Origin of the sequence: Neobacillus vireti, assembly GCF_036962465.1 — a bacterium.
Classification (GTDB): Bacteria; Bacillota; Bacilli; order Bacillales; family Cytobacillaceae; genus Neobacillus; species Neobacillus vireti_B.
In genome coordinates this window covers 27,324-38,444 of sequence record NZ_JBALNF010000002.1, presented here as the reverse complement: position 1 = coordinate 38,444, position 11,121 = coordinate 27,324, and the positions used below count along the sequence as shown (strand labels likewise).

Here is an 11,121-nt window from a genome sequence, read left to right as displayed (position 1 = left end):
GCTTCTTTTGGCGTTTTATTTACTTTTGGTGAGCAGGTGTTTCAATTGTTTTTTTGGTTTGATATAGCTTTCGGCCTACCAAGGTTTGAAGTGTAAGGAATAACCCGCCGACAACCCAATAAAGAGGGAGAGCAGCTGGGGCGTTAAAAGAAAACATTACAATCATTAGCGGCGACATCAAGCCCATCATTTTCATTTGTTGCTGCTGGGCTGTTGGCATATTTGATTGGGATACCTTGAATTGGAAGTAGTAAACCAGTCCCGCGATAATCGTAATAACGATATCTGAATGTCCTAAATTAAACCATAAGAATTGATGGGTTGCAATTTCCTGTGATCCGCGAATGGCATAATAAAAGGCTGTTAAAATTGGCATCTGAATAAGGATAGGTAAACAACCCATATTGAGTGGATTAACACCATGTTTTTGATAAAGACCCATCATTTCAGCTTGTAGTTCTTGTTTCTTTTTAGGATCCTTCTCAGTTTTCAATTTCTTTTGAATAGCATCCATTTCAGGCTTTAAACCATCCATTTTTTCTTTCATAACCATTTGATTTTTGTATTGCTTTAACATTAATGGCATTAATATAAGTCTAATAACAAGGGTAACAACGATAATCGCCAAACCATAGTTTCCTCCAAAGAATTCTGCGGTCGAATGGATAATCGTCGAGAAAGGATGGACAAAATAGGTTTGAAAAAACCCTGTTTTATTGGTTGTAGTTGTTGTTTGCGCTTGTGATGAACAAGCAGATAATAATAAAGTAGACAAAATAAAAATAGCTGCAAGTATAAGTGAAGATCGATTCTTTTTCATATTTCCTCCTAGAATGTCTTTAATATATTATGTGGTTAGATATAAGGAAGGAAATTGGTTCATCAGAATCATCCTGCGAACATTCTTTTCTACGAATATATTTAACAATTCTTTTCAGAATAAAGCTTCCGTTCATACTATTTTGATTCCGGTAGAAGACGAGCGGGTAATTAATTTTTGTATTTGCAGATTCAGAAAGAGAACCGAAAAAAGTATATTCTACACCCCAAGCCCACAAAAACTTTAATGTAATTCCAAGAAAAATACTTACATAAAGGGCATTTAGAGCATTAATATCGGAAAGATCAATCAGCAATTGGAACAAAAATTATCACCTCACTTAAATACCAATGATATGAGTATATAGGAGAAAGCGAAAAGAATCAATTTTATCACTGTCTAAATCCCATAATATGAAGACATTGCTAATAGATGATTTTTTTTAAAATATCCTAATATAACTCTGTTGAAATACGTTTGCTATGACCAATAGGTAATTGTATCAAGAAGCCCCATAAGGATTAAAAAGATCCCTGCTGTTTTTTGAATTGCGGTACCCAGTTTTCTGCCTTTTTTTAATAATGAGCCATTTACTCCGAGTAACCAAATAATTATCATGACAGTAATAAGGGGAAGGGAAGTACCGATTGCGAACACACTAGGAAGAATAATCCCATAATTCGAACTTAGAACCATTGGCATAAGAGTAAGGAAAAATAGGACAAACATGGTGGGACAAAAAGCAATCGAAAAACTAACTCCCATTAAAAACGAACCCCATTTTCCACTGTTTTGTATTATGGGGTTCATACTGAATAACCTATTAATCCAATGTAATTTGACCACACCAAATAGAAACAATCCTAAAAACATGATGAATGGTCCAATTGCTTTTCGGATGATAACAAAGAAGCTCGTAATTAAGGTCTGAAATTCGCGGCCAATCATCCAAACAGCAAGTCCCAGCAAGGAAAATACCACTATTTTTCCAATAATAAACAGAAAAGCTTCGCTCCATTGTTTCTTAGTCTGCAAGCTTTTGTTACCGTAATAAGTTATGGCACTAATATTGCCAGTTAATTGACAAGGAGCGAGGGCTCCTATTATACCAAGTAAAAAAGAGGCAAGTAATGGTATTTGCTTTGACTCATACATTAGAGTCACAAAGGGATTGCTTAACAATCTACTAATAGAACTTAAGATTTCGTACATTTTTGCCACCCTTTATCACGATTTACCAAGTGTATACGGAATATACCACAAATTACTAAACTATTAAGAAAAAATGCTGATGAAACAAAGTTCTTAATTTTTGGAAGAAAAAACACTGATCCTATGAATCAGTGTTGTAATAATGGTTTCCAATGGGCTGTCAGCATCTTATAGGCGAATTCTACGTTCTCCTCCGTTGGGGGCTCGACATGTTTAAGTGGATATTCATGGCCAAGTGCTTCCCATTTGTAAACTCCAAGTTTGTGGTAGGGAAGAATTTCAATTTTCAAGACATTTTCTAATGTCCCAATGAATTCACCAAGTTTTTGCAAATCCTCTGGATCATCTGTGACAGTTGGTACAAGAACATGACGTACCCAAATCGGAACCTTCCGATCAGATAAAAACTTAGCAAATTCAAGGATGTGATCATTCGCCATACCAGTCAATTGAATATGTTTTTTTCGGTTGATATGTTTTAAATCAAGTAATACTAGATCTGTATATGGTAAAAGTTCTTCTAATTGTTCAATAAAGAGCTTGGAGTGGGAAAAACAGCCTCCAGATGAATCGATGGTGGTATGAATTCCTTTCTTTTTACACTCTTTAAATAGTTCAGTTAGGAAGGGGATTTGTAATAAAGGCTCTCCACCGCTTACAGTGATCCCGCCACCAGATGCTTGGATGAAAGGAAGATAACTTGAGAGATCATCCATGATTTCAGAAACAGACATCTGTTTTCCGGAACCGATTTCCCAAGTATCTGCGTTATGGCAAAACTGGCAGCGCAATAAGCACCCCTGTGTAAAAATCACATAACGAATTCCTGGTCCGTCAACTGTTCCTAATGTTTCAATAGAATGAATATTTCCCATCATGATGATGTCCCCCTTATTTTTAAGCAGGAGCCCCTAAGAGTAGGAACTCCAATTTATTCTAATTACAAAGATTCGTGGAAGGTACGGTTAATAACATCGAGCTGTTGTTCTTTAGTTAATTTGATAAAGTTTACAGCGTATCCTGATACACGAATAGTTAATTGTGGATATAATTCAGGATGCTCCATCGCATCAATTAATGTTTCTCTATTAAAGACGTTAACGTTCAAATGGTGTCCGTTTTTAATGGAATAACCATCTAAGATAGATACAAGATTGCGAACTCTGTTTTCTTCTTCTTTACCTAGTGCTTTAGGAACGATTGAGAATGTATTTGAAATTCCGTCCATTGCATAAGCATATGGAAGCTTAGCAACAGAAGAAAGGGAAGCTAATGTTCCTTTTGTGTCACGGCCATGCATTGGGTTAGCCCCTGGTGCGAATGGTTCACCAGCACGACGGCCATCAGGTGTGTTTCCTGTTTTCTTGCCGTAAACCACGTTAGAAGTAATCGTTAAAACTGATAACGTATGAAGAGAATCACGATACGTTCCATGTTTACGTAATTTTTTCATAAAGGTTTCAACAAGTTCAACTGCAATACTGTCAACTCGATCATCGTTGTTGCCGTATTTAGGGAAGTCACCAGTTGTTTCAAAGTCAACTGCTAACCCGTTTTCATCACGGATCACTTTAACTTCGCCATATTTAATAGCACTTAATGAGTCTGCTGCAACACTTAACCCTGCAATTCCTGTTGCCATAGTTCTAAGGATTTTCGTGTCATGTAAGGCCATTTCAATTCTTTCATAGCTATATTTATCATGCATATAGTGAATAACATTCAAGGTGTTAATATAAAGACCTGCAAGCCAATCCATCATCTGATCAAACTTCGCCATAACTTCATCATAATTTAGTACATCTGAAGTAATTGGTCGATATTGTGGTCCTACTTGGATTTTTAATTTTTCATCAACACCGCCGTTAATTGCATAAAGAAGGGCTTTAGCAAGGTTTGCACGAGCTCCAAAGAATTGCATTTGTTTACCGATTTCCATTGCTGATACACAGCAGGCAATTCCGTAATCATCACCATATTCAGGACGCATGATTTCGTCGTTTTCGTATTGGATCGAACTAGTTTTAATAGACATGTTGGCACAATATTTCTTAAAGTTCTCAGGTAAAGATGGTGACCATAATACAGTCAAGTTTGGTTCTGGAGCAGCTCCTAAGTTATCCAAAGTATGAAGGAAGCGGAAAGAGCTTTTCGTTACAAGTGAACGTCCGTCAGATGTCATACCGCCAATAGATTCAGTTACCCATGTTGGGTCGCCACTAAATAACTCGTTATAATCAGGTGTACGTGCAAATTTTACCAATCTAAGCTTCATGATGAAGTGATCAACGATTTCTTGAGCTTCAGTTTCAGTTAATGTACCATTTTCTAAATCTCTTTCAATATAAATATCTAAGAATGTTGAGGTGCGGCCAAGGCTCATTGCAGCACCGTTTTGTTCTTTAATAGCAGCTAAATAGCCAAGGTATAACCATTGGAATGCCTCTTGAGCATTTTGTGCAGGGCGGGATAGGTCGAAACCGTAACTTGTGCCTAGCTCTTTTAATTCATTTAAGGCGCGGATCTGTTCTGCTATCTCTTCACGAAGTCGCATATTATCTTCTGTCATGACACTGCTGGTGTTCTTTTTGTCTAGTTGTTTTTGTTTTATTAGGAAATCAACACCATATAAGGCAACACGGCGATAGTCTCCTATTATACGGCCACGGCCGTATGCATCTGGAAGCCCTGTAATAATAGCGGCTTTACGAGCTAGTGTCATTTCATCTGTATAGGCATCAAAAACACCTTGGTTATGAGTTTTACGGAAATCAGTGAAGATTTTTTCAATTTCCGGGTTTAATTCATAGCCGTATGAAGCACATGCTTGCTTTGCCATACGAATACCACCGAACGGCTGGAGAGAACGATTAAACGGTTTATCAGTTTGAACCCCTACAACTTTTTCTAAATCTTCATCTAAGTATCCCGGGCCATGTGAAGTAATCGTAGAAACTGTTTCTGTGTCCATATCAAGGACACCGCCATTTTCACGTTCTTGCTTTGTTAAAAGCATTACTTGTTCCCAAAGCTTGTTTGTTGCATCGGTTGCTGGAGCTAAGAAAGAGTCATCGCCCTCATATTGTTTATAGTTTCTTAAAATAAAGTCACGTACATTGATTTCTTTTGACCAAGTTCCTTTGTTAAAACCTTGCCATTGTTCCATTATCTTTCACCTCTTAAATTAGTAGAAGAATATATAACAGAAAGTTATTTATTTCATGAACTTAGTATAACAGGTGAAATACGACAGAAAACACACTAATTGTTAAGGAATTGTGAATCCTTTAAAATTAGGGGGTTTTTAAGGGTATTTATGAATATTGTATGAACGTTGATTAAAAGATGATTGGAACTGTACTATAAAATAAAAGGATAAATATCAATCTGTTATATAGAAAGAAATCAATAATATCAACGTACTAATAGTGAAAACTATATAATACAGCACTCGATGCCAATTGAAAAAGCAGGAAAGTTATCTCCTGCTACTAATTGACGACAATATAGGCAATCATTGGGCCGTTGTGAGCTCGGTCAGGATGTACTTCACAAATTAATCGATAAGTTCCTTCTTTTTGAAATAAAAGGGGTACGAGGGTGTCTTGCCCTTTTTTTACTGTTCCTTTTAACGTGGTCCCTTCGATGTAAAATGGATGCTCAGCACCATTAATTCCACTTATAATCAAGTTTACTTTTTCTCCCCTTTTTAAGACAATGCTACCAGGATCCCAGCGGTACGCTTCTATCTCTTTTCCATCTTTCATCGTGGTCTTAAATTCTCCTGTCACCATGTGGATCTGACGAGTTTTATGGTCTGGTTGTTGATTAAATACCGTTGTATCTCCTGCTTTTAACATGAACCAGGCAGAAATACTTGCTAAGACAATACCGACTGCTAAAAAAAATAGCAGGGTTTCCTTTTTAAAGACTAAAAATTTCACCTGCAAACCTCCCTTTTTTTGTTCTATTAATATTTATGCAAAGAAGGTTGGAAAACTTGTCTCATTTTTAAAAAAAATTTGAACAAGTGAGCCATAGGAAATCATGCCCGAAATAAGAGCGGTTGAACAGCCAATTATCTGTCTAAAATATGACTAAGTGTCCTTGTAATTAAAGATATTACTTTGTTTTTCGTTGTGGAGAGTTTATAGTAAAAACAGGAATGAAAAAATAGGTGGTAATCTGGTTGGGGATTAGAAAAGAAAAAGTGCTAAAAATTGTAAAATTTGTTTTTCCAGTGTTTTTATTAATTTTCGCTATTATTGAAATGAAGAAATTCACTGGAAATATTAATACCCACTTACTAAAAAGTGAAATCCATCATCTCAATATTTGGCTGTTATTATTAATCTTTGTCGTTACTTTTGCAGCTGTATTGCCAATGGTTTTATACGATGTGATTTTAGTGAGAATTTTGAAGACAGAAGTATCGAAAAGAGAGTTGGTCGAGCAATCGTTTATTGCGAATTCTTTCTCAAATTTAATCGGGTTCGGTGGATTGATTGGCGCCATGCTGAGAACCTATTTCTTTCATAAGCTTGAAGGGGATAAGCGTAAACTTCTTGGGGTTATTGCCACGGTTTCCTTATTTTACTTAACAGGGATCTCTTTCCTTTCATGGATCATAACAATTAATTATCGGAAGTTCCCGTTGTTTGTAGATACTAAATGGCTTTACTTCGCTGTCTTGGGTGTAAGTTTATATCTACCCGTTTTCATAGTAATACATATGGTTAAATCTGGTAAAGATAGTCAGTATAAACTTACACTTAAGGATACCGTCGGTTTGGTCATCGTTTCAGTGATAGAATGGTTTGCTGTATTTACAGCTATTTTTGTTTTAACAAAAATATTAGGAATTCAAATCTCATTACTTGATTTGTTCCCTATTTATATTGTTGCTGCCTGTGCAGGGATTATAAGTATGATTCCTGGCGGCCTAGGTTCATTTGATTTGGTATTTCTTTGGGGAATGCAGGATTTGCATATTCCAGATGAAAAAGTACTGATTCTACTATTATTTTACCGAATTGGCTATTATTTCATCCCATTTTTAATCAGCTTAGTCTTTTTTGTGCGACTTTATTGGCAAAGATGGAATCAATTGTGGAATAATCTCCCTAAAGCAATTGTTCAAGGCCTAAGTCATGTTATTTTAACCATGCTTGTCTTTCTATCAGGACTTATCCTGCTGTTATCTGCCAGTGTGCCAGGAATAATGTCGAGGCTCAGAATAGCCCAGGAACTTTTGTCATTTCCAATCATCAATGTGTCACATCAGTTATCCGTTGCTGCTGGTTTTTTGTTGCTGGGTTTATCGCGTGGGATTGAATATAGTGTTAAAAGAACCTATGATTTAACGATGCTCGCACTAATTCTGGCCGCGTTATTCTCAATTTTTAAAGGAATTGATTACGAAGAAGCTGCTTTTTTAATCATTGTTGCCCTCCTGTTAAGAATGTCAAAAGGACAATTTTATCGTGAAAGCTATGTGTTAACTTGGGGTAAAACCATCTTTGATGTGACAATTGTTTTGATTGTTACTTCTATGTATATAGTAATCGGGTATTTTAACTTGCCAAATGCGAAAATTACCATTCCTAAAAAGTTTATCCCGTATGTGATTGTTGATTACCGGGATTTGTTTTCAAGTGCAATTATCGGCCTAATCATTGCCTTAAGTATTCTCTTTATCGGTTATTTAATTAGTCTTCCGAAAAAGTGGAACCTTGAGAGGTCGATTGATCATGAACAAGAAATCATAAATCATTTATCCGCTTATCCTGGCAAGGTGTTATCCCATTTAATATTCCTCCATGATAAATTTATTTTTTGGAATAGTAAGAGGAATGTTTTAATCTCTTTCCAAAAATATGCGGATAAATTAATCATCCTTGGAGACCCAGTTGGTGAGAAACATGACTTTTCGGGTGCCATTGAAGAATTTCAAGAGGTCGCTGATTTACACGGCTATACGCCTGTTTTCTACCAAGTAAGCGATGATATGCTTCCGTATTTACATGGTCATGGTTTTGCATTTTTTAAATTAGGAGAAGAAGCTTTTGTAGACCTTAAGACTTTTTCGCTAAAAGGAAACAAAATGAAGGGTTTAAGGACCCTAAAAAATAAATTTAATGGCGAAAAATACTATTTTGAAATGCTTTATCCTCCTTATTCAAATACCCTATTGGACAAATTGAAGGAAATATCCGATGAATGGCTTTCAGGGCGGAAGGAAAAAGGATTTTCACTAGGGTTCTATAATGAGGATTATTTAAATCGAGCACCGATTGCCATTGTAAAAGATGAGGAAGACCATATACTCGGGTTTATGAGTATTATGTATGTATATGATGATTATAAGACAGTTTCGGTGGACTTAATGAGAGTTAAGCAGTGTGCCCCGGAAGGAATTATAGACTTTTTCTTCTTATCAGTAATTGATTGGGCTATTCAAAAAGGTTATCAGCGATTTAATATGGGAATGGCACCCTTATCAAACGTGGGGCTGTCAAAATTTTCTTTTTTGAGTGAAAAAATAGCTGCTCAAATTTTCTTGCATGGACACTTTATCTATCATTTTCAAGGTCTCCGAAAGTTTAATGAAAAATATACTGATATTTGGGAACCCAAATATTTGGCATTTAGAAGAAAATCATCATTGCCGTTTATTATGGCCCAAATCGCCTTATTAATTTCCAAAAATAGACCATAAACAAACCGGTTGGCTCTAGCTAACCGGTTTGTTTATGGTTAAAATTTACTATATTAAAAGGATTAAAATTTTAAAATAGTACTTTATTTCTACGAAAATTCTGGTAAAATCAAGGAGGGTTATAAGTAAAAAGTAAGGGTGTATCCTATTGAAAAAGTTTTGGCCGTCAATTCTAATTTTTCTTTATCTCGTTTCAATTCAATTACCTGTTTTTGCTGAAGAACCAGTTCAGCTGCCTCTAAAAAGTGAAGCAGCGGCACTGATTGATTCTGATACTGGAGCTGTTCTTTATGGTAAAAATCCTAATCAGAAAATGTATCCAGCAAGTCTAACGAAAATAGCTACGGCTATTTATGCGATCGAAAAAGGAAACTTGGATCGTCTTGTAACCGTGAGCGGCAATGCGGTAAGGCAAGACGGTACCCGTGTGTATTTAAATGAAGGGGAACAAGTTCCTTTAAAAAAACTGATCCAAGGAATGCTTATTAATTCAGGGAACGATGCGGCAGTTGCAATCGCGGAGTATACGGATGGTTCGGTTCAGCAGTTTGCAGAAAACCTAAATATCTATTTAAAAACAAAGATAGGTGTAGCCAATACGCATTTTACGAATCCAAATGGATTATTTGATCCTAATCATTATACAACGGCCATGGATATGGCATTGATTACTAATTATGCCATTAAGAATCCTGTGTTTGCTGAAATCTTTGGTACCAAGATACTTCCATGGAAAGGTCAATCCTGGCAGACAAATCTAGTCACACACCATAAAATGTTAAAGGGTGAAATTGCCTATCCGGGAATTACTGGTGGAAAGACAGGCTATACGAGCGAAACAAAACAAACCTTAGCAACAACAGCAGATAATGGAAAAATCAGACTAACAGCAGTAGTATTGAAATCAAATTTAAAGAATGATAAATATAATGATACCGCTATACTATTTGATTATGGATTCAAAAACTTTCAACATTTAACAATTAAACAGGGAGAAATATTTACAACCGCTGAGCGGAAAGAATTTTATCCAGATAAAGACGTGCTGGTAACACAACGGATTGATGGTTGCTCAAAAAATATTGCAAACGATGGGCTCCTTTCAATCCAGGACAATAGGGGACAAGTAGTCCAGAGGGTACAATTAACCTATAAGGAACCTCCAAAACCAAAAGTAGCTTCATTTAATAAAGTGAAAAAGAGTAATAATAAACAGACTGAGCTTGAGATAATCATTGTAAATACTGTATTAGGTATGATTATTATACTGATTGGGATCTCACTGGCTGTCCGAAAAAAACAATCAAGAGGATATTAACATACAAAATAGACCATGGGAGAAAACCTCCTATGGTCCATTTTGTATGTTTACATATTATCAATTGGAAACGGATTAGAGTTGAAAGAGGCAGGAGAGTCGATTTGGTCTTTATCATCTACAAAACTTCTTGTCGCAACAAAATCGCTTTGATCACCAAAATTTTGACCGTATCCTTGATTTTTCTTATCAGAATTATGCCATTCAGCTAGCAGGTTTTGACCAATATTAACTGCCGAGGCATTTTCAAAGGAATTAATTTTAATCATGAATATATTTATATTTATAAAAGGAACTGGGACTGTCATATCTTTTCCTCCTTCCACTTGGTTAACAATATATGCAATTTTTAAATGGTTTATGAAACAAGCGTAATAGTTGGATTAATTAGTGAATAAGATTCGTATGATGAAAGTAGGGATAGATACAAAAGAATAGATTATATACAAACATGGGCAAAAGGGGGGTGTCAAGTGATGGATATGGAAAAATTAAAACAGTGGATGGATATTGCGAAAAATATGCAAGGCGGGGACTTTTGGAACAATATTTTTGACCAGGAATTTGCAAAACAATTTATGAATGAACAACCTGTAAAGTCATCCACTGCTGATGGGGCATCGGGGCGAGCAGAAAAATCAAGGACTTTTCCGATAATTGATGTCTTTGAAGGTGAGCAAGAGGTTGTTGTGGTGATTGAACTTCCTGGGGTAGCAAAGGAAGATTTGGAACTAGGTTTAAGTGGTACTTACCTAACCATAAAAGGAAAAGTGAACCCCCTCCATCCACATTTAACGATGACATATTCTGAAAGGTTTTATGGTGAATTTCAAAGACAGATCACTTTACCTGACACGGTGAGCCCTCAGCAATTGAGTGCAAAATTTTGGAATGGTTTATTGATTGTAAGTTATCAGCGTACAATTGAAAAGGGGGAAGTTATTCCGATTGAATAGACAATTTTAAAAATTTTTTTAAGAATTTTTTTGTCCGTCAGATATTCTTGGACATGTTCAAGTGTTTTCTCCATATAAATAAAAGTAAGGGTGAAAA

At 35.9% G+C, this 11,121-nt stretch carries 9 protein-coding genes; 3 read left to right on the top strand and 6 right to left on the bottom strand.

The features are described from left to right. Positions 1-19: 19 nt before the first annotated feature. The 5 genes from yidC to V7077_RS00680 all read right to left on the bottom strand — a co-directional run bounded on the left by yidC (position 20) and on the right by V7077_RS00680 (position 5,976). Positions 20-820, bottom strand: coding sequence for a membrane protein insertase YidC (yidC, locus tag V7077_RS00700; protein ID WP_335497898.1), 801 nt, complete (start codon positions 818-820; stop codon positions 20-22). 480 nt (positions 821-1,300) lie between these two features. After that, the gene (locus tag V7077_RS00695) at positions 1,301-2,032 is read right to left on the bottom strand and encodes an urease accessory protein UreH domain-containing protein (protein ID WP_335497897.1); all 732 of its coding nucleotides are present in this window, start codon (positions 2,030-2,032) and stop codon (positions 1,301-1,303) included. Positions 2,033-2,160: 128 nt separating this feature from the next. Further along, complete coding sequence (gene pflA, locus V7077_RS00690; RefSeq protein ID WP_335498092.1) at positions 2,161-2,913, bottom strand: pyruvate formate-lyase-activating protein; 753 nt, start codon at positions 2,911-2,913, stop codon at positions 2,161-2,163. A gap of 59 nt (positions 2,914-2,972) precedes the next feature. Next, positions 2,973-5,198 (bottom strand): formate C-acetyltransferase, encoded by a 2,226-nt coding sequence (pflB, locus tag V7077_RS00685; protein WP_335497896.1) that lies wholly within the window; start codon positions 5,196-5,198, stop codon positions 2,973-2,975. Between the two features lie 325 nt (positions 5,199-5,523). Beyond that, the gene (locus V7077_RS00680; protein ID WP_335497895.1) at positions 5,524-5,976 is read right to left on the bottom strand and encodes a cupredoxin domain-containing protein; all 453 of its coding nucleotides are present in this window, start codon (positions 5,974-5,976) and stop codon (positions 5,524-5,526) included. Positions 5,977-6,221: 245 nt separating this feature from the next. On the opposite strand from V7077_RS00680, the gene mprF reads away from it, so the two are divergent. Continuing rightward, the gene (gene mprF, locus V7077_RS00675; protein WP_335497894.1) at positions 6,222-8,750 is read left to right on the top strand and encodes a bifunctional lysylphosphatidylglycerol flippase/synthetase MprF; all 2,529 of its coding nucleotides are present in this window, start codon (positions 6,222-6,224) and stop codon (positions 8,748-8,750) included. A 148-nt stretch (positions 8,751-8,898) separates the two neighbouring features. Beyond that, the gene (locus tag V7077_RS00670; protein ID WP_335497893.1) at positions 8,899-10,068 is read left to right on the top strand and encodes a D-alanyl-D-alanine carboxypeptidase family protein; all 1,170 of its coding nucleotides are present in this window, start codon (positions 8,899-8,901) and stop codon (positions 10,066-10,068) included. Positions 10,069-10,118: 50 nt separating this feature from the next. On the opposite strand, the gene V7077_RS00665 is transcribed toward V7077_RS00670, so the two are convergent. Beyond that, positions 10,119-10,376, bottom strand: coding sequence for a hypothetical protein (locus V7077_RS00665; protein ID WP_335497892.1), 258 nt, complete (start codon positions 10,374-10,376; stop codon positions 10,119-10,121). A gap of 168 nt (positions 10,377-10,544) precedes the next feature. Between V7077_RS00665 and V7077_RS00660 the strand changes: the two genes are divergently transcribed. Beyond that, the gene (locus V7077_RS00660) at positions 10,545-11,024 is read left to right on the top strand and encodes an Hsp20/alpha crystallin family protein (protein WP_335498091.1); all 480 of its coding nucleotides are present in this window, start codon (positions 10,545-10,547) and stop codon (positions 11,022-11,024) included. The last annotated feature ends 97 nt before the right edge of the window (positions 11,025-11,121 follow it).

Coding starts and splice junctions, on each gene's coding strand:
- yidC (WP_335497898.1), bottom strand. CDS start 820: ATGAAAAAGAATCGATCTTCACTTATACTTGCAGCTATTTTTATTTTG.
- V7077_RS00695 (WP_335497897.1), bottom strand. CDS start 2,032: ATGTACGAAATCTTAAGTTCTATTAGTAGATTGTTAAGCAATCCCTTT.
- pflB (WP_335497896.1), bottom strand. CDS start 5,198: ATGGAACAATGGCAAGGTTTTAACAAAGGAACTTGGTCAAAAGAAATC.
- V7077_RS00665 (WP_335497892.1), bottom strand. CDS start 10,376: ATGACAGTCCCAGTTCCTTTTATAAATATAAATATATTCATGATTAAA.
- V7077_RS00660 (WP_335498091.1), top strand. CDS start 10,545: ATGGATATGGAAAAATTAAAACAGTGGATGGATATTGCGAAAAATATG.